This is a genomic window from Bradyrhizobium sp. dw_78 (genome assembly GCF_018449525.1).
In the GTDB taxonomy this organism is placed as follows: domain Bacteria; phylum Pseudomonadota; class Alphaproteobacteria; order Rhizobiales; family Xanthobacteraceae; genus Bradyrhizobium.
This window is the reverse complement of the sequence record NZ_JAAVUS010000004.1, coordinates 345,438-362,528: the sequence shown is the minus strand read 5'-3', so window position 1 is coordinate 362,528 and position 17,091 is coordinate 345,438. Positions and strand designations below refer to the sequence as shown.

The window sequence follows — 17,091 nt, the reverse complement described above, 5'->3', positions numbered from 1 at the left end:
GCTGCTCACCCTGCGGAATATAACGGGGAAAGCCAGACCCCGAGGGCCGGCTAACAAAGTCGCCCGGAAGCCGAACGGCAAGGTTGCGGAGACGATCGGCCTTGTGCCGCCGGCGAACCCTCTCAGGCGTATTTCTTGTCCCTCTCGAGCAGCTCGATCGAGATGCCCTGCGGGCCACGGATAAAGCAGATGCGGACGCCCGGCCGGATCGTGGTGGGCTCCTTGGTGAACTCCACGCCCTTGGCCTTGATCTCGGCGGCCACCGCGTCGATGTCCTTTACCGTCAGCCCGAAATGGTCGAGCCCCTGATAGGGAGTCTCCGGAGGGGAGTTGACGCCGTCGCCCGGTGCGACCGGAGCGATGAACACGCTGGCGCCACCGAGATTCACATCAATCCGACCGGGACCGCGGATGATCTCGCCGCCCAGGATGTTTTCGAGCCAGGCGGCCATTGCCTCCGGGTCCGGGGTGCGCAGATGGACATGGTCCCAGGTGACGATCGGCATTGTTGGCTCTCCTTGCTGGTTTCCGCGCCGCCGTGCGTTGGCTTTTGCCCGCGCCTGCTGGCGCCGTAGTTTTAGCGGGTGCATTTCCGGCTGGCCATCCCCTTGCCATTCTCTTGCACTTGGCCGTTCCTACGGGCCGCCGACGCCAACATGTTGCCCATTCCTGCAACTATTTTCAATTTTACGGATTAGGGTGTCGGCGGCGAAGAGCCATAATCGGCAGTCGTTTCTGAAGCCGCAACCGCAACGCGATGGCGTGACCATGAGCACCGGGCTGTATGGCATCGAATGGATCAGGTTCGCCGCATTGGGTAGCCATTTCGCGGACCGGCCGGCGGCCAACTATTTCAGAACCGGGCTGATCGCGCTCATCGCCGTTGTTGCGGCCGGATGCGGAGGGTGGCTGCTGTTGTCAGGCCAAATTGACAGCACGGCCGGCGGCGAACCGGCGCCGGTGGCGATGGTTGCCGAGTCCGAATCCGTTCCGGCTGCGACGGCCTCGCAAGGTGAGCCGGCGGCCGGGCCCGGAATGATACCCGAGCAGGCAACGCCGGTGGATGGACTGAAGATTTCATCGCAACACTGGCGACGGGGAGGGCTAGGATCAAACGCGCTCGTCAGCTTCACGCTCCGCAACACCAATGATTATGCGGTCAAGGATATCGAGATTTCCTGCTCGTTCAGCCGCAGGGATGGCAGCCATCAGACCGACCGGACGCGGATGATTCACGACACGATCGGGAAGAAAAGCCGCAAGACCTTCGCGCGCATGCATATCGGCTTTGTCAATGTTAACGCTGATCGCATTCGGTGCTCGCCAGTTAGCGCAAGCCAAATCTAAGCGGGCTTGATTTGAGTCAAATCGAGCCAGGCAGCACAGGATAGCGTTCACAAAGACGCGATGATCCGTGTTGAACCCTACCGATCCGGCAGGAACCAATTATCTCCCGGCAGGTTTGTGAGTAAAGCCGCGTAATCGCGGGGGCGGAGCACCGCGAAATGCCTGTGGCGCGTTATTTTCTGTTTGTCGGCGGCGCGTTGCTTGCGTTGCTTTTGGTCGTGAGCGCGTTGTCGCCGCAGATGCCGGTTGCCGAGACGGCGAACACCGCCGCCGATTTGCCCGCGATACGGATACACAGCGATCGCAAATGGCCGGAAAAGGTCGTTTTCGATACCAACGCTGCGACGATCGTTCCGATTCAGACCGCGAATACCGATGCCGCCATGGCGGCTCCGGTGAAAGTCGCCGAAACCGCACCAAAGGAAACGGCGCGGGATGCATTTGCGCAGGCCGCAGCTTCTGACCTGAAAACCGCAAGCCTGAAGAAGACGGCGTCGAAGCCGCAGAAGCGCAAGATTGCGAGGCGGCGCGTTGGCCCGCCTGCGATCATGGTGGCGCAACAGCCGCCATTCGGATTTGGATTTTTCGGCAATCGAATCTGGTAGGCCAGCAAATCTGATGGGCTGATTGTCAGGCAGGTTGCCTGACACCGGACGATCCGGTGGATTCCCGGCGATTGGGTTTATGAAGTCCTCAACAGCCGCAGCAGATGCTTCTAGTGGGCGTATCGGGCTATCTGTGGCGCGTTTTCAACGCCGCTTGATCTGCGCGTCGTTGTCGTAGTGTGCGCCGGCGGCCTGTCCACGCTCCCCCCGGGTGGCGAAGGTCGCACCGACGTTTATCGGCGTCAGAAAAATCCAAGGCTGAGATCGACGCCGTAGGTCATCATGAGCAGCGACACCAATAGTCCGGCGCCGCAAAGCAGCGCGATCTGCTTGAGTATTTCGCTTTCGAGCGATGCTTTGGGCAGAGCGCGCGCGAGGACTCGTGCGATGGCGGCCATGCAAGATCTCCAAATCCAGAATCCCCGAAGCGGGACCGGTCCAACATAGATGTAGCTCTGCCGGCGCGCCGCCGATGTGAAGCAGCTCACATTATGGCATTTTCGAATTTTGCGGATCATGCTCTAATAAGCGGACTGCACGATGCAGTTCGAGCACAGCGATACTTCACCTGATTTCAGGGTTGTTTTTTCCAGTTTCACGGTCGCTGGCGACGCGGCGGATGCGTCCGCTGATGCGGCCCGCAGCGTGGCCAGAAGCTGCGCCTCCCAGGACAGGCGATTGATGTGCAGGCGTGGTGAAGGTTCAAACGTGTCGGCACCGAGATTGATGGTGAGATCGTTCGACTTCGCCCAATCAGCCGCGTCATGTCCGGTGATGATGCGAACGTAATTTATGGTCTCTTGCGGCAATTGGCTTTGCCCGGCGAGCCATTTGCGGATCCGATCCGGACCGGCATTGTAGGCGGCCGCCGCCAAACCCAGATTGCCAAAACGATCCTTGAGTTCGCTCAGGAGTTCGGCGGATTTCGGCAAGGCCTCGGATGGATCGAACGGATCTTTCAAACCTCTGTCGCCTGCCGTGGCGGGCATGAATTGGGCAATGCCTTGTGCGCCGGCTGGGCTTATGGAGTCCGGGTTGAATCCGCTCTCTTGCCGGATCAATCGCAGGAAATAATTGACCGGCAGGGTATGCGCCGTGGCGGCGTCCTCGGCCATTTTCTTCAGGGTTGCGGAGGACGTTTCGGAACGGGGATGGAGCGTCGCAGCCGCTTGCCGGCGCTTGACGTAATGCAGCGTGGTTCCAGGCGTCATCTGCGCGATGGAAGTTTCGCTGATTGCGGTTTGCGTCGACGCCGCCGGCAACGGGCTGGACAGGGTGGGCGCTGCAAATCCGATTACCGGGAGCAGGGCGCAAAGCATCGCCAACAATGCGCGCATGGTAAAATGATTTCGCCGCGCATGATTGCGGCCGGACCAGATTGCGCTATCGCCGCCGCCGCCATTTCGTGTAAAGACGCGCCTTACGACGATGCATCTTTCGAACAGAGAGCCGTACGATGAGCACACGAGCATGGATATGGATCGCCGTTGCGACGTCGTCGGCTGCTTTTTCGGATCAAGCGATTTCACAATCTGCACCGTCCGCAACGCTTACCTCGTCAGATGTCTACATTCAGCAGTCCCGCGGCCGCGTCGCACCGGGCGCGACAGCCCAGAAGCCGCCACCCGAAGCGACGAGTGCTCCGATCCAAAATACCGGACCGACGGCTCCGGTAACCTGCAACGCGCAGAATGCATCCTCATCGCAAGCCTGTTACACGGCGACCCAGCAAGCGCGGCCGGCGACGAAATAATTTTTCGGTCCGCGCCTAGCTCTTTTTCGGGGTATCCTGCGAATTGGCTTGAATGAATGTAGCCTTGCGCTGCTTTTCGAGCTCGAGCATGAATGCGTCTCCCGCAGCCTTATCCTTGAACTGCCATAGATTGTTTTTCACGCCTTCGAAAATAAGCGAATAGACGGCGAGCTGTACGCCCTCGCGAACGCCCAGCGTGGCCGGGGAGTTTTTGGTGAAGCCGAGCTCCGCCTGCAGAATCTGATCGACGGCAGCGTACAGGAACGCGGAACCTTGAATCTGCAATGAATAGATCGTCTTGGTGGTCGTGACCGAGGCCAATACACGGCCGCTTTGCACGCTGACGGCCCGCAGCGCGACGGTGATGATGTCTTGGCGATATTGGATGTTCGGGCCAACGCCCAGATAGTTCGCGCCGATCCCGCCGGTGGTCTCGTCGCTGTCGTAGCCGATGATGCCGCCCTCCATCAAAATGCCGGCAAAGCGCAGCGGCGGAAGACTCGGCGCCTTGTCGCCCTCCGCTGCGGTGCGGGTATTCTGGATGATCTGGCGTTCCTGCAGCAGCGGTTGCAGGTCGTTGCGTTCGACGACGTTGAACCAGGCGCCGCCGCCGGCTTTGGTCAATACGTCGATCAGGACAGCGCTGCCGCCTTGCGTAAGGGCTCGCGAAAACTCCGCGAAATTATCGTTCGGTTTGTTCTGTCCGGTCAGATCCGGAAAGTTGTAGACGGTGACATCCAGCTGTCGCCGCGGCGGGGGCAGGTGTTCGAGAACGACACCCGTTTTGGTGTCGGGAACAAGCATGGCTGGATGAGCCATCGGATCGTCGGCCGATCCGGTGATGCAACCGCCCAAGCTGAGAGAGAGCATCGCCATTGCAGCGATGCCCCGGAAAGGTCTGTTCATTGTTCTGAAATCCAGTGAGCTTCGAGGCGGCCGAGGTTCGTGTCTCAGGGGACTGAGTTGCCTAGAAGCCCGTTTGCAGTTGAAGTGCTCGTGAGCGGTTGCGCAGTACGCAAAGCGCGAAGCGAGTTAGTTTGAACCGAGTTAGATTGGACAGTTCCGTTGCTGGCGCTGCCCGAACCGCTGTTGCTGCCCGACCCGTTGGTGCCGTTGGGGGACACGATCGTAGTAGAGCCGAGACCATTCGCCAGGGCAGCGTCGAGGCCGGAGAGATCTGGACCCTGGTTGCCGGACTTGGTGCCTTCGCCCTGACCCTGAGCCGTTGACATCAGGAAACTGCCGTTCAGTGGATTACCGCCGAATGTCGGATTGACCGGGTGATAAACCATTTCGGATGCGAAGGCGGGTGCTGCAACACTGATGCCGATGACGGTGATCGCCGCGATTGCCAAATGATTTTTACTCATGTCACTACCTCGTTTGAATTTTCCGTGGCCCTCATCGCTTGATCAGCAGGTTGCCGTTCGGCAAGCGTGCGATCAGTTCGTTGACAGGCGGCGCGTTGCGTGGCTGCAGCACCCAGACCGAATAGCCCTGCATGTTGACAAGTTGGAGATTCGAAAAGTCCTTGCCGCCCTGCAACACGCCGACATTAGTCGAGTTGCCGCCGATGATGCCGACGTTGGAGTAATTGTTTCCGCCGAATTGACCCTGGTAAACTTGGTTGTTTTTTCCAATCTCAAGCGTTTGGGCAACGTTTCCGTTGTGCGGGGTTGCCATTTCCGGTGTCGGAACGAAAGCCGTTTGGCTCGGCGTGTATTGAGAGACCGGTACCATCGGTGTCGATAGGGAGGTCGTCATCGATTGAAGGCCGGAAGAGCGGGGGGAGACCTGCGTGATATATGCGGACTGCGCGAACGCCGCCGGGCATGCGGCCAGCAACAGTGCGCCGGCCAATCCTGCTCGCAGCGACATGATGCCTTTCATGGCGAAGTGCATGTAAATCTCCCGAGGTCTGATTGAAGTGAAAGTTCGGCGCGGTAGTGCCCTATCGCCGAGCGGTCCAGGATGACGGTCGTCAAAACCTGTTCCGGCGCATTCTGCAAGGCGAACGTTCCGCTCTGCGTATTGTTGCTGCTGCCGGTCGAACTCTGCTTGGCGATGACGAAACTGTATTGTCCGGCAACCGGTGCGTCGGATCGCACCACGGCCTCGAGCCGAAGGAAATCCCTGTCCGGCTGAGCACGAATCACACATTCTATTCCAACGGTTGCAGCTATCGGCATTTGAGTAATTTAGTCCGTTCATCGCGAATGATCGCTTTGCTGTGATCATTCGGTGGAGTCATGAATACGGGCGTATCAATACAGGCGCATCCTTGTCCTTTTTTGACAGTTGGCCGCGCTTATTGATTATTTAACCGAACATCTAGAGAGCCTTCATGACACTTGTGTAACGGTGCGGATCACAACAAAATCGCGTAAGAGCTTGCTTCAGCGGACGTCGTATTTTTCCCGGAACCGTTGCTCGTTCAGCACATGCCGACCATCGCAGATCTCGTGGACCGTGGATCGATTATAAAAATCGACGTCGAGCTTGCGCCTCGCGATCAACCGCTGCGATTGCTTTACGGTACGCCACAATTTATCGGATGGTTGCGGGAGCTTCTTGACGGGGCTCGGCCGCCGCAATTTCTCGGCAATACTTCTCCCGCGGAGCAAATTGACGATCTCTTCCATTCGTTCTTGAGTGGCGAGCCTCTGGTCTTTACAAGGCAATTCCGGGTGGTCCGTGCGGAGGACAACGCGGTCTGGGAGTTGAAGACGCCGGATATCCGTATCTTCGGTTGGTTCATGGCCAAGGATTGTTTCGTTGCGGTGTTTGGCAATTGGGCTGACACAATCAAGGATCATGATCTGTATCGAGGCTATCGCATTGCCATCCGGCGGCTGCGTCGTGAATTGGGTATCGACGCGACGCTGTGTGTAAAGGGGATTATGCCTGATGACGTTCTTTCGGTTTGATATCGATGCACGATCTCGAACCGCCGGCCGATTCATCGGCCGGGTTCGCCGGGAACTGCTCAGGGCCGTCGTGGAACAGAGAGGGGCCGGGCTGACCCAGCAGGAGCTGGCGCGCCGGCTTGAGAGCCGCCGTTCGAACATCAATCGTCAATTGTCGGGAGAGGCCGAGATCACCCTGCGGTCGCTGGCTGATCTCGCCTGGGCGCTCGACCGTGAGATCACGTTTGAATTGCGCCGTCCGGACGATGAGCCGGGACAGAATATCGCACCGGTGACATCGACGATCGGCCACAAGCCGATCAGGATCATCGCACCGAAGACGGCGAAAGAATAATCCGTCGCGTCCCAATCTTTTTTATAGCGTTTCGAGCGTAGTGAGAGATCGGTTCGCGTGAAGAAGACGCGTCAAAAAAGAATCCAGCACATGAATAAATAAAAGAGCAGGCGGCGGGCCATGGCCCGCCGCCTGTCGTTGTTACTTCTGCGAAACGACCGCGGTGTTGTGTACGCCGTACTGCGCGGTGAACGAGGTGTTGGTCACGCTCGCGGCAGTCGACTGGGTAACCGTGGCCGAGTTGCCGTAGCCAACCTGCAGCGCAACCTGCGTGTTGTTGGCGGCGCTCGCCTGCTGACCGGTGGTCTGCGCGGAGTTGACCACGTTGGAGCCGCCGATCTGGCTGATGAACGAGTTGTTGTTTCCGGTCGCGAGCGGCACGGCCACCATCGACTGGGTGACATTCGCCTGGTTGTAGGCGCCGTACTGGGAAGTCACGGCGTTGTTGGCGCCGCTGCCGGTGCCGAAGACCTGGGTCTTCTGGCCGACAATCACGCTGTTGCCGTAGCCGGTCTGGAACGATGCCTGGGTGTTGCCGCCGTTCGTCTGGGTGATTCCGGCGCCGTTGTTCGCGCCGACCTGGCCCACGAACGAGGCGTTGGTCTGCGGGGCAAGAGAAGCGACGTCGTCGCCGATGCTTCCACCCTGCTTGGTCACGGCGATATTGCCGTAGCCGGCCTGGACGGTGGCCGCCTGATTGTAGGCGCCCAATGCTGTTCCGGCCACCGAGTTCTGCGTGGTGGAAGCTTCGTTCTTTTCGCCGAACTGCAACGTGGAGGCCGCGTTGCTATGACCGTTTTCGAACGAACCGAAATCGGAGGTGCCGTCCGCGCTCTTCTGCGAAGTGGCGGCGGTGTTGTTGACGCCAAACTGGCCAGTGAACGAGGTGTTCGCGGCTCCCGCGGACACGCTCGCGTCGGACTGACCGACGACCGACTCGTTGTTCCTGCCGGCCTGGATCGCGCCCTGGGTGTTCTGACCGCCGGTCTGGGTGACCGTGCTGTCGTTCTTGACGCCGTACTGGGCGCTGAACGAGTTGTTGGTGTAGGTCGCCGTCGTGAACTGATCGTTCGGCGGAGTGTTGGTCTGGGCGGTGGTGGCTGTGTTGTGGTTGCCGACCTGGACGTTGCCCGAGGTGTTGTTGCCGGTCGCGAGCTTGCTGACCTGGCTGGTGGTCACGGCGTTGCCCTTGCCGGCCTGGAACGTGGCCTGGCCGTTGTTGCCATTCTTCTGCGAGACGGTCGCGTTGTTGTACGCGCCGACCTGATCGATGAACGACTCGTTTTCGAGCGGGCTGGCGGCGTAGGCAGCCGGTACGCTCGCGAGGACGAGCGCCAAAGCGGTCATCGTTTTCATGGAGAAGCTTCCTTCGTTTTCCAATGCGGGGCTGGCGGGTATCGCCGCCCTCGGCGCGCGTTAAAACATTTTTAACCTAACGATCAGATGACAGTTTTGATTTACTCTTCGTTAAGGTTTATGCGCGCGCGAAAATACGCGCGCAGACAAGCGCGTGTATTCGCGAAAATGCCTCGTGTATTCGCGGAATAATGATGGAGTTACGGAATCAGGCGGCGTGTTCGATGCGGAGCGAGCCGAGACGGATTTCCTGACCGGAGTCGATGACGGCCCGAACACGCATCAGGCCTGAACTGCGCAGCTCGAGCGGCGTGAAGATCAGGCTCGTGGCCGCGACGATAAAGAGCGGCGCGCCGGTATCGGTCTTCAGATTCGCGACCAGTTCGGTCTGGTCGTGATGCTCTGGCGTTTCGACCGGCTCCTCGAAAAATGGTTCCTCGTCGCCGGGCAGGTAGCAACGTACGGCGATTGAACCGAACGGCTGCGAGGCCGGCGATAGAATATGCGTATGCACGCATAATTTCGGAAGCACCAGCGGAAACCGGCCCGAAATGAAAATGACGCCGTTGTAGCAACCGATGAAGCTGAGCTTGCCGCCCGCCTCGTTGCGAATATCGTCACAGAAGATCGAATATCCGTACCGGTTCATTCACCCACGCCGTCGCTTCCATGCAATCCGCTCGACAGAACTGTCTCAAGTGGGTGTTGTCTTGTCTGACGATTGTGACAGCAACATTACAGTGAATTCTTTGTGTTGTTGATAGGATTTCCGCGACCGAACCGATCCTTCGCCGGGAAAACCGGTTGTGAGCGGGAGCACTTCGGCATGGTCGACGTCATGCCTGAGACGATGTCTTGGAGACACTGCAAATGCAGCATGTTTTGCCGGAATTATTGCGGCCTGAACTTTCAGTGATCTTTTGCGGTACGGCCGCCGGAACGGTGTCGGCCAAAGCAGGCGCCTATTATGCCAACCCCCGCAACAAATTCTGGAGCATTCTCCACGAGAGCGGCCTCACGCCGGTCAAGCTCAATCCCCAGGAGTTTGGCCGGCTTCTCGATTACAATATCGGGCTGACCGACCTGGTGAAGGACGCCCACGGCAATGACGGGGTGGTTCGAAGAGCAACGGCCGACGATCGCGAGGCGCTACGGATGAAGATCGAGAGATTCAAGCCATCCTTCCTGGCGTTCACGAGCAAGAATGCCGGCAAGCAATTCCTTGGCAGTTCGATCTCTCTTGGCCCGCAACCGCCGATCAGGGAGACGAAGGTTTTCGTGCTGCCTTCCACGTCGCCCGCGGCGAGATGGCAATGGGACGAGACGTACAAGCACTGGCACATGTTTGCGGAAGAGGTCGCCGGCGCACGGCTGAAGCCTTGAGACCCCATCACCCAAGGCTTCAAAGGCTTCATCCAAGGTTTCGAATCTTTCGCGGATCAGTGGAAAAGGGTCCGGCCCATGAGAGGTTGTCCCGCAGTTTCCCTCGCGCGAAGGGAACACGTCAGAATGTCCAGACAACCCTTTGATTTCATGGAGGGCCCGGATTTTACTGGCGCGCTCGGAGAGATTCGAACTCCCGACCCTCGGAATCGAAATCCGATGCTCTATCCAGCTGAGCTACGAGCGCCTGCGGTTCGATTACCAGACTTGGCGGGGCAGGGCCAGACGCTGCGGTTGATCCCGCAACGTCGGGAAAGGGGCTGAGATTCGGCCCGGAAAGGCGGATTTTCGCCTGGATTCCAGTGCTTAACGGATTCCCAACACAGTGCGGCCAAGGTTGTGCCGTTGGGTCCGGGGGACGGACTTAACGCATCCCTTGGTCTGACAGGGTCTCTCAGGTTTCCGGCCGGTCCATGCGCATCACGCCTCTTGCCCTGCTGCTGTTCGTGTCGCTGGCGGTTACGCCGGCCCGCGCCAGCCTGCATATCACCAACGATCACGGCGGCTATGTCGAGGAGTACAAGGCCAGGTACAAGCGGATCCGCGACAGCCGCGAGCGCGTCATCATCGACGGTGTCTGCAATTCGGCCTGCACGCTGGTATTCGGCATCGTGCCGCTGAACAAGATTTGCGTGACGCCACGGGCCAGCGTCGGTTTTCACCAAGCCTATTACGACAAGGCGTTCACGTTCGGCATCAAGGTCACCAGCGCCGAGGGCACGGCCGACCTGATGTCCTATTATCCCGACACGGTAAAGGACTGGATCCGCCGCAATGGCGGGCTGACCACCGAGATGAAGAAGATCAGGAACGGCGTCGATCTCTGGAAGATCGTCGATCCCTGTCCGGAAGAATTTTAGGGCAAAGGACCAGGCGACGAGTCTGATTCAGCGAAACTGAATCAGACTCAAAGCGCCGGCGGCGTTACTTCGGCTGCGGCACAATCCGCAGATAGGGTTTTGGCGCTTTCCAGCCCTGCGGGTAGATCGTCTTGGCCTCGTCGTCACTGACGGAGCCCGCGATGATGACGTCATCGCCCTGTTTCCAGTCGGCCGGCGTCGCGACGCGGTGCTTGGCGGTCAATTGCAGTGAATCGATCACGCGCAGTATTTCCTGGAAGTTGCGGCCGGTGGTCATCGGATAGACCAGCACCAGCTTGATCTTCTTGTCGGGACCGATGACGAAGACGTTGCGGACGGTCTGGTTGTCGGCCGCGGTGCGGACGTTGGCATCGCCGGAGGTCGCGGCCGGCAGCATGTCGTAGAGCTTGGACACGTTGAAGTCGGTGTCGCCGATCAGCGGATAGTTCGGCGCGGCGCCCTGGGTTTCCTTGATGTCCTCCGACCATTTGGCATGCTTGTCGACAGGATCGACGCTCAGGCCGATCAGCTTGACGCCGCGCTTGTCGAATTCCGGCTTCAGCCTGGCGAGTGCCCCGAGTTCGGTGGTGCAGACCGGGGTAAAATCTTTGGGATGCGAGAACAGAAGCGCCCAGTGATCGCCGATCCAGTCATGGAATTTGATTTTTCCTTCGGTGGTTTCGGCCTCGAAGTCCGGGGCAACAGCGCCAATCTGGAGTGTCATGTTTCGACCTCATGTTATTCTAGTTACAAGGAAATTCGTCTTCAAGGTATAGCGCCCGGCGCGGTTCAAGTGAACGGGGAGCGGTAAAAGGCGATATCCTTCTCCGGCGAAGGCGGACTCCTAGCATTTTCTTTTGATCCTGGGCCTGCGACGGAAAGATCACATATGCTTCAAAAGCCGTTTATTGCCCCGATATCGCCTCTTATGGCTCCCAACACGCTTTGGTGGCCTGCTATAGCCGTGAACCGTGACAGACGTCATCGCGACCAATCAGCAACCATTCGAAAAACTCGTGACGCGAGTTTCGAATCATTAATCACTCGTTTACGCCGGCATGAAATTGCTGGCCCGGAACAAAAACTCAGAAGAGTAACTACCGATGTCCGCCCCGCTTGCTACCCTCGTTGAACCGATCGGCGTGCTGGAACCCTCCGATATTTCCTGCCAGGATAGCGCCGCACAAGCCCTCGCCATCGTGCGCGATGGCGTGATCACCGGCGAGGGACCCACCGCCAAGGGCCGTGTTCATTTTTCCCGCGAGCTCGATGCCGACGACGCCGCCTGGTGCGCGCGCATTTTGACTGCCGCGGCCGTCGAGCATCAGCCGGTCAGCCGCGCCGAAGCCGAAGCCCTGTTTGAAATCGATGAGGCCGCCACCGAGCGCAGCGATTCCGGCCGCTTCGAGGATCTGCTGGCGAAGGCGGTCGTGCATCACGCCGCCTCCGCGTCCGGCCTTTCGGTGCCGCCGCGCACGGTTGCGCTGTCGCCTGAAACTTCGATCGAGAGCTGGGCGCCTGCGCAGGCGGTAGGCGTCAATACCGAAGTGCTGGAGTGGATCGCCAGCCAGATGCGCGGCAAGCGTCGCAGCAATCGCACGCTGACGGCGCTGGCCGCCACCATCGTCGGCGTGGCGGCGCTGCCGCTCGTTCACTTGCCGAATGTGTTCGATATCGGAATGTAGAATTCGCCCGACAGCGGCATTATTGGAGACGGCGGGGGTTATTTCCCCGCCGTTTTTTGTTTGCCGTTGTCCTCATCGAGTCCGACCGTCCGGCCCGGGAAGCCCGCAGCGTCGAAATAACGCTGCGACAGCACGCGCTGGTACTTCACCACGGTCCGGAGCCCGTTTGCAGCGGGCTTGGAGGTGAGGGTGCCGTCGGCCGCCTTGGGGATGATGCCGCCCGGCAGGGCTTCGGATATCACGCGGCCCATCAGGCCGCCGGCGCCGGTCGGGTGCAGATTCATCAGCTCCGCAATGGTCATGCCGACATCGGCATTGCTGACCGGCAGCGGATCGACATAGCCGGTCTTGAAGTCCGGTCCGATCGCCGCCATGAAGTTCATGGTGTCGCCGCGGCCAAAACTGCCGTGCATGCCCTGACCCTGCCGCAGCACGGTATCGGCGACCTCGACCGAGCAATTGGCCGGCTCTTCGCATCCGGTCGTGTAGGAGCGGAAATTGACCACGACCGACGGATTCGGCGTCACCGCCTTGCCCTTGAGCTCGAGCTGCGACATTTCCAGCGTGCCGGGATAGCGTCCGAGCTTGTCGTCGACGAACAGGCCGCTGACGTAATCCTGTTCGAGCAGCGCCTTGACCGTGCGCTCCGCCAGCTTCTTGTCCCGCTTCGGCAAATAGATCAGGTCCGAGCCGCCATTGGTGGCGACGACGAGATCGGGCTTCGCGGGATCGTTGCCGATCAGGCCGTTGCCGGCTTTGGGATGGGCATTGTCTGCCACGCGCGCGTTCTTGTTGTTCGGATCGAACAGCGGCAATTCGAGCGCCTTGGCCAGATCGATGGCGAGAAAGCCCATCGGCAGGAAATCCTTCGGCGTGTCGTCATAGGCGATCTTCGCCGAGGGACTGGTCTTGCTCTCCTTCGAGATCGTCGAGAAGCCGTGATCGGAAGTGACGATGATGTTGGTGCTGGCCGTGAGCCCGAGGTCGTCGAGCGCTTTGCGCAATTGCGCCAGATTGTCGTCGGCGTTCTTGATGCCGGCCATCGAGGTCGGGCCATTGATGCCGGGGGTCACGGCATTGAGGCTGTCGCCGTTGTTATGCTGGCTGCCGTCCGGGTCGCGCGACCAGAACACCAGCACGAACGGCTTGTTGCGCGCCTTGAACATCGGTAGCACCGCCTTGGTGGCGACATCGGCGAAATAGGCCTGCTGTGCGATATTGGCGACCGTGGTGCCCGGCGTCTTGGCGTCGCCGATCTTGCCGTTTTCGCCGCGTGACGGCGCAGCCAGCGGAAGATCGGCCTTGGTCAATGCCGCCTTCATCTCGTCCGAAAGCGGCACGCCATTGTTGCCGCCAGTCGAGTCGTCGACCACGATCGAATGCAGGCCGTTCGCGCCGATCTTGTCGGTATGATCGAAAATCAGGGTCGGGCCGAGCTTGCCGATCGCGGCGGTGCTGTAGCCCTTGGCGCGCGCCATCTTCAGGATGGTTTCTTCATTCAGGTAATCGCCGCCGAAATGCTCGTCGGCGTCGTGCAGCACCGGATCGGCTTCCAGGAACGGCGTCACGGTGCCGTCAGCTCCGCCGACCGGATAGCCGGTATAAATCGTGTTGCTGAAATCGCCGGTATCGCCGAGATAATGGCCGGTCGCCATCGCCGACGCGTTGGCGGTGGTGAAGGTCGGAAACAGCGAGTGCGAATTTTTGAAACTGACGCCCTTGTCGCGGATCTCGGCCATCGCGGGCGCGGTTTGCGGCGAGACGATCCGCCCGCGTAGACCATCCGGCACGAACAGGATGAGATTATGTGGTGCGCTGCTTTGCGCCGACGCGAAGCCCGTGGACAGCATGACCAGACCCGCGGATAGCGGCACGAGTGAGCGGCGCATTGGAATCTCCCGGAAGGCAATTTGGCGGCGCGTCGGCCGCCGCCTTTGTCTAGTTTTGCTCTACGACAGAATTGTTACAGCCGGCCCCGACGTCGTCGGAAGCTTGGGAAAACGGCGGCCATAGCGGTCCAGGCTGACGCGGGGGGCGTCGCGGCTATCAATCGTGGTGACGCGGAAATTCAGACGAGGGTCTTGTTCGTCGCCCGCAGCCGCTCCGCCAGGACCCGCATGACCTTTAATGCAAAGTAGGGGGTCTGGCTGACCAGAAACAGGAATTGCTTTTCGGCGACCGGGACAAGCTCGACGTCGGTGATGGCGATGGCCGTGGCGCTGCGCGGCTCGTTGTCGATCAGCGCCATCTCGCCGAAAATGCTCTCGGCGGAAAGTTCTCTGACCGTGCGGTTGCCGATCTGGATGCGCACCTCGCCGCTCTTGATGACGAAAAGCTCGTGCGCCTCGTCGCCTTCCCGGAAAATGACGCTTCCGGCCTTGAAGGATCGCGTATCGATGGTGTTGCCGGTCAATACGCTAAAGCTGGTATCGTGCTTCATCCTCGGCCCCATCTGACAATAACATGACATGCTAGGGGGCCGGAGGCGGTTCGGCAACTATTGTTCTTGAGGTTTTGGGCGGTTATGACGCCGTCATTCGGACTGTGCCGTCCCGCTTCCGGCATTCGGCCCCGGCAGATTTGGGAGGCTCCGGGCCGACATATACCGTTGCCTTGGGCGCGTTTTGCTGTACGACGGAATTGTTACGTCCGTCCGCCCATGCCAGATTGGAAGGGAGGATCCTGCCCCATAGGCTCGCAAGTAAAAAAGAGCATGTTCAAACGAATTCTGATCGCGAATCGCGGCGAGATTGCCTGCCGGGTCATCAAGACTGCCCGCCGCATGGGAATTGAAACCGTAGCCGTCTACTCCGAGGCCGACCGCGACGCGCTCCATGTCGAGATGGCCGACGAAGCCGTGCTGATCGGGCCGCCGCCCGCCGCCGAAAGCTACCTGCTGATCGACAGGATCGTCGAGGCCTGCCGCAAGACCGGCGCGGAAGCCGTGCATCCCGGTTATGGATTCTTGTCCGAGCGCGAGGCGTTTCCGCGAGCCCTGAGCCAGGCCGGCATCGTCTTCATCGGCCCCAACGCCGGCGCGATCGCCGCGATGGGCGACAAGATCGAATCCAAGAAGGCCGCCGCAAAGGCCAAGGTCTCGACCGTTCCCGGCCATCTCGGCGTCATCGAGGACGAAAAGCATGCGGTAAGGATCGCCGACGAGATCGGCTATCCCGTGATGATCAAGGCTTCCGCCGGTGGCGGCGGCAAGGGCATGCGGATCGCGCATTCGACATCGGAAGTCGCCGAAGGTTTCACCCTCGCCAAGGCCGAAGCCAAATCCTCCTTCGGTGACGATCGTGTCTTCATCGAGAAATTCATCGTCGAGCCCCGCCACATCGAAATCCAGGTGCTGGGGGACAAGCATGGCAACGTGATCTATCTCGGCGAGCGCGAATGCTCGATCCAGCGCCGCAACCAGAAAGTGATCGAGGAGGCGCCGTCGCCGCTGCTCGACGAGACCACCCGCCGCAAGATGGGCGAACAGGCGGTCGCGCTGGCGAAAGCGGTCAAATACGATTCCGCCGGCACGGTCGAATTCGTCGCCGGCCAGGACAAGAGCTTCTATTTCCTCGAAATGAACACGCGGTTGCAGGTCGAGCATCCCGTGACCGAACTGGTCACCGGCATCGATCTGGTCGAGCAGATGATCCGTGTCGCCGCGGGCGAGAAGCTTGCGCTCGCACAGAAGGACGTCACCTTGACCGGATGGGCGGTGGAGTCGCGGGTCTATGCGGAGGATCCGTTCCGCAATTTCCTGCCCTCGATCGGGCGGTTGGTGAAGTATCGTCCGCCGGCGGAAGGCTATGCCGATGGCGTCACCATCCGCAACGATACCGGCGTGCAGGAAGGCGGCGAGATCTCGATCTATTACGATCCGATGATCGCCAAGCTCGTGACCCATGCGCCATCGCGCGCCGCCGCCATCGAGGCGCAGTCGCACGCGCTCGATGCGTTTTATGTCGACGGCATCCGCCACAACATCCCGTTCCTGTCGGCGCTGATGCACCATCCGCGCTGGCGCGAAGGCAATCTGTCGACCGGCTTCATCGCCGAGGAATTTCCCGGCGGATTCATCGCGCGGACGCCGGAGGGCGAGGTCGCGCGAAGGCTCGCCGCGGTCGGTGCCGCGATCGATCATGTGCTGGGCGAACGCAAGCGCCAGATTTCCGGCCAGATGGACGGCCGGCTGGTGCAGCGCGAGCGCCGCCGGGCGGTCTGGTTGGAGCGCAACGAGATCGCACTGGATGTCGCGCGCGAAGCCGACGGGATCGCGGTGCGTTTTATCGGCGCCGACGGCACAGCCGGCCCTGCGCATCGCCTGGTCTCGCCGTGGAAGCCGGGTGAACCGGTCTGGCAGGGCGCCATCGACGGGCAATTGGTGGCCATGCAGGTGCGTCCGATCAACAACGGCGTTCGCCTGGGGTATCAGGGATTTGAAGTCCCGGTCCATGTTTTCACCGAGACCGAGGCGGCCTCGGCGCGCATCATGCCGGTCGTGACCGCGGCCGATACCGGTAAGAAATTGCTGTGCCCGATGCCGGGGCTCGTGATCTCGATCGCGGTGGCGGAAGGGCAGGAGGTCAAGGCCGGCGAGACGCTGGCCGTGATCGAAGCCATGAAGATGCAGAACGTGCTGCGCGCCGAACGCGACGGCACGGTCAAGAAAATCCATGCGGCCGCCGGCGCGACGCTGGCGGTGGACGCGCTGATTCTCGAGTTCGCTTAAGAAAAACAATTTGTCATTGCGAGGAGCGAAGCGACGAAGCAGTCCAGGCTAT

At 60.2% G+C, this 17,091-nt stretch carries 20 protein-coding genes and 1 tRNA gene; 8 read left to right on the top strand and 13 right to left on the bottom strand.

Annotated features, from left to right (window positions below; genetic code table 11):
* Positions 1-122: 122 nt before the first annotated feature.
* Entirely contained in the window at positions 123-506 is a 384-nt protein-coding gene (locus tag HB630_RS13620) for a VOC family protein (RefSeq protein WP_213772757.1), read from the bottom strand.
* Between HB630_RS13620 and HB630_RS13615 the strand changes: the two genes are divergently transcribed.
* On the top strand, positions 493-1,347 hold the full coding sequence (locus HB630_RS13615) for a hypothetical protein (protein ID WP_249780841.1): 855 nt from the start codon (positions 493-495) through the stop codon (positions 1,345-1,347). The two genes, HB630_RS13620 and HB630_RS13615, sit on opposite strands and share 14 nt — an antisense overlap.
* Positions 1,348-1,505: 158 nt before the next feature.
* Positions 1,506-1,952 (top strand): hypothetical protein, encoded by a 447-nt coding sequence (locus tag HB630_RS13610; protein WP_213772756.1) that lies wholly within the window; start codon positions 1,506-1,508, stop codon positions 1,950-1,952.
* A gap of 242 nt (positions 1,953-2,194) precedes the next feature.
* On the opposite strand, the gene HB630_RS13605 is transcribed toward HB630_RS13610, so the two are convergent.
* The 6 genes from HB630_RS13605 to csgH form a co-directional block, all read right to left on the bottom strand.
* A complete protein-coding gene (locus HB630_RS13605) occupies positions 2,195-2,350 on the bottom strand; it encodes a hypothetical protein (protein ID WP_213772755.1) in 156 nt (51 codons plus the stop codon).
* A 123-nt stretch (positions 2,351-2,473) separates the two neighbouring features.
* On the bottom strand, positions 2,474-3,289 hold the full coding sequence (locus HB630_RS13600) for a lytic transglycosylase domain-containing protein (RefSeq protein ID WP_249780840.1): 816 nt from the start codon (positions 3,287-3,289) through the stop codon (positions 2,474-2,476).
* Positions 3,290-3,720: 431 nt separating this feature from the next.
* The gene (locus tag HB630_RS13595; protein ID WP_213772754.1) at positions 3,721-4,611 is read right to left on the bottom strand and encodes a CsgG/HfaB family protein; all 891 of its coding nucleotides are present in this window, start codon (positions 4,609-4,611) and stop codon (positions 3,721-3,723) included.
* 44 nt (positions 4,612-4,655) lie between these two features.
* Complete coding sequence (locus HB630_RS13590) at positions 4,656-5,075, bottom strand: curli assembly protein CsgF (RefSeq protein ID WP_213772753.1); 420 nt, start codon at positions 5,073-5,075, stop codon at positions 4,656-4,658.
* Positions 5,076-5,106: 31 nt separating this feature from the next.
* A complete protein-coding gene (locus HB630_RS13585; RefSeq protein WP_213772752.1) occupies positions 5,107-5,607 on the bottom strand; it encodes a hypothetical protein in 501 nt (166 codons plus the stop codon).
* Entirely contained in the window at positions 5,592-5,861 is a 270-nt protein-coding gene (gene csgH, locus HB630_RS13580; protein WP_213772751.1) for a curli-like amyloid fiber formation chaperone CsgH, read from the bottom strand. The genes HB630_RS13585 and csgH overlap by 16 nt, the downstream gene beginning before the upstream one ends.
* A 285-nt stretch (positions 5,862-6,146) precedes the next feature.
* Here csgH and HB630_RS13575 point away from each other — a divergent pair, with 285 nt between their 5' ends.
* A complete protein-coding gene (locus tag HB630_RS13575) occupies positions 6,147-6,632 on the top strand; it encodes a hypothetical protein (protein WP_213772750.1) in 486 nt (161 codons plus the stop codon).
* On the top strand, positions 6,613-6,966 hold the full coding sequence (locus HB630_RS13570; protein WP_213772749.1) for a helix-turn-helix transcriptional regulator: 354 nt from the start codon (positions 6,613-6,615) through the stop codon (positions 6,964-6,966). Before HB630_RS13575 ends, HB630_RS13570 begins: the two co-directional genes overlap by 20 nt.
* 141 nt (positions 6,967-7,107) lie before the next feature.
* On the opposite strand, the gene HB630_RS13565 is transcribed toward HB630_RS13570, so the two are convergent.
* Both HB630_RS13565 and HB630_RS13560 read right to left on the bottom strand, forming a co-directional pair.
* Positions 7,108-8,322 carry a hypothetical protein gene (locus tag HB630_RS13565; protein ID WP_213772748.1) on the bottom strand — a complete coding sequence of 405 codons (1,215 nt, stop codon included), beginning with the start codon at positions 8,320-8,322 and terminating at the stop codon, positions 7,108-7,110.
* A 208-nt stretch (positions 8,323-8,530) separates the two neighbouring features.
* Positions 8,531-8,971 carry a hypothetical protein gene (locus HB630_RS13560; protein WP_213772747.1) on the bottom strand — a complete coding sequence of 147 codons (441 nt, stop codon included), beginning with the start codon at positions 8,969-8,971 and terminating at the stop codon, positions 8,531-8,533.
* A 221-nt stretch (positions 8,972-9,192) separates the two neighbouring features.
* Here HB630_RS13560 and HB630_RS13555 point away from each other — a divergent pair, with 221 nt between their 5' ends.
* Positions 9,193-9,705 (top strand): mismatch-specific DNA-glycosylase, encoded by a 513-nt coding sequence (locus HB630_RS13555; RefSeq protein ID WP_213772746.1) that lies wholly within the window; start codon positions 9,193-9,195, stop codon positions 9,703-9,705.
* Positions 9,706-9,875: 170 nt separating this feature from the next.
* Here HB630_RS13555 and HB630_RS13550 read toward each other — a convergent pair.
* Positions 9,876-9,952: transfer RNA gene (locus HB630_RS13550), tRNA-Arg, on the bottom strand.
* A 226-nt stretch (positions 9,953-10,178) separates the two neighbouring features.
* Between HB630_RS13550 and HB630_RS13545 the strand changes: the two genes are divergently transcribed.
* Positions 10,179-10,625, top strand: coding sequence for a hypothetical protein (locus tag HB630_RS13545; protein WP_213772745.1), 447 nt, complete (start codon positions 10,179-10,181; stop codon positions 10,623-10,625).
* Positions 10,626-10,689: 64 nt separating this feature from the next.
* Here HB630_RS13545 and HB630_RS13540 read toward each other — a convergent pair whose 3' ends face one another.
* A complete protein-coding gene (locus tag HB630_RS13540) occupies positions 10,690-11,349 on the bottom strand; it encodes a peroxiredoxin (protein ID WP_213772744.1) in 660 nt (219 codons plus the stop codon).
* A gap of 379 nt (positions 11,350-11,728) precedes the next feature.
* On the opposite strand from HB630_RS13540, the gene HB630_RS13535 reads away from it, so the two are divergent.
* A complete protein-coding gene (locus HB630_RS13535; protein WP_213772743.1) occupies positions 11,729-12,310 on the top strand; it encodes a hypothetical protein in 582 nt (193 codons plus the stop codon).
* 38 nt (positions 12,311-12,348) lie between these two features.
* Here the strand turns inward: HB630_RS13535 and HB630_RS13530 are convergent, their stop codons facing one another.
* Both HB630_RS13530 and HB630_RS13525 read right to left on the bottom strand, forming a co-directional pair.
* Positions 12,349-14,199, bottom strand: a complete 1,851-nt coding sequence (locus tag HB630_RS13530; RefSeq protein ID WP_213772742.1) for an alkaline phosphatase family protein — start codon at positions 14,197-14,199, stop codon at positions 12,349-12,351.
* Positions 14,200-14,378: 179 nt separating this feature from the next.
* Positions 14,379-14,750 (bottom strand): cyclic nucleotide-binding domain-containing protein, encoded by a 372-nt coding sequence (locus HB630_RS13525; RefSeq protein WP_249780839.1) that lies wholly within the window; start codon positions 14,748-14,750, stop codon positions 14,379-14,381.
* Positions 14,751-15,023: 273 nt separating this feature from the next.
* Here HB630_RS13525 and HB630_RS13520 point away from each other — a divergent pair, with 273 nt between their 5' ends.
* Positions 15,024-17,039, top strand: a complete 2,016-nt coding sequence (locus HB630_RS13520) for an acetyl/propionyl/methylcrotonyl-CoA carboxylase subunit alpha (RefSeq protein WP_213772740.1) — start codon at positions 15,024-15,026, stop codon at positions 17,037-17,039.
* Positions 17,040-17,091 lie beyond the last annotated feature (52 nt).

Bases quoted from the DNA above. Each gene is read 5' to 3' on its own strand.
- HB630_RS13525 (WP_249780839.1), bottom strand. From the start codon at position 14,750: ATGAAGCACGATACCAGCTTTAGCGTATTGACCGGCAACACCATCGAT.
- HB630_RS13620 (WP_213772757.1), bottom strand. From the start codon at position 506: ATGCCGATCGTCACCTGGGACCATGTCCATCTGCGCACCCCGGACCCG.
- HB630_RS13545 (WP_213772745.1), top strand. From the start codon at position 10,179: ATGCGCATCACGCCTCTTGCCCTGCTGCTGTTCGTGTCGCTGGCGGTT.
- HB630_RS13565 (WP_213772748.1), bottom strand. From the start codon at position 8,322: ATGAAAACGATGACCGCTTTGGCGCTCGTCCTCGCGAGCGTACCGGCT.
- HB630_RS13570 (WP_213772749.1), top strand. From the start codon at position 6,613: ATGACGTTCTTTCGGTTTGATATCGATGCACGATCTCGAACCGCCGGC.
- HB630_RS13555 (WP_213772746.1), top strand. From the start codon at position 9,193: ATGCAGCATGTTTTGCCGGAATTATTGCGGCCTGAACTTTCAGTGATC.
- HB630_RS13560 (WP_213772747.1), bottom strand. From the start codon at position 8,971: ATGAACCGGTACGGATATTCGATCTTCTGTGACGATATTCGCAACGAG.
- HB630_RS13585 (WP_213772752.1), bottom strand. From the start codon at position 5,607: ATGCACTTCGCCATGAAAGGCATCATGTCGCTGCGAGCAGGATTGGCC.
- HB630_RS13600 (WP_249780840.1), bottom strand. From the start codon at position 3,289: ATGCGCGCATTGTTGGCGATGCTTTGCGCCCTGCTCCCGGTAATCGGA.
- HB630_RS13590 (WP_213772753.1), bottom strand. From the start codon at position 5,075: ATGAGTAAAAATCATTTGGCAATCGCGGCGATCACCGTCATCGGCATC.
- HB630_RS13540 (WP_213772744.1), bottom strand. From the start codon at position 11,349: ATGACACTCCAGATTGGCGCTGTTGCCCCGGACTTCGAGGCCGAAACC.
- HB630_RS13575 (WP_213772750.1), top strand. From the start codon at position 6,147: ATGCCGACCATCGCAGATCTCGTGGACCGTGGATCGATTATAAAAATC.
- HB630_RS13530 (WP_213772742.1), bottom strand. From the start codon at position 14,199: ATGCGCCGCTCACTCGTGCCGCTATCCGCGGGTCTGGTCATGCTGTCC.
- HB630_RS13535 (WP_213772743.1), top strand. From the start codon at position 11,729: ATGTCCGCCCCGCTTGCTACCCTCGTTGAACCGATCGGCGTGCTGGAA.
- HB630_RS13605 (WP_213772755.1), bottom strand. From the start codon at position 2,350: ATGGCCGCCATCGCACGAGTCCTCGCGCGCGCTCTGCCCAAAGCATCG.
- HB630_RS13520 (WP_213772740.1), top strand. From the start codon at position 15,024: ATGTTCAAACGAATTCTGATCGCGAATCGCGGCGAGATTGCCTGCCGG.
- HB630_RS13595 (WP_213772754.1), bottom strand. From the start codon at position 4,611: ATGAACAGACCTTTCCGGGGCATCGCTGCAATGGCGATGCTCTCTCTC.
- HB630_RS13610 (WP_213772756.1), top strand. From the start codon at position 1,506: ATGCCTGTGGCGCGTTATTTTCTGTTTGTCGGCGGCGCGTTGCTTGCG.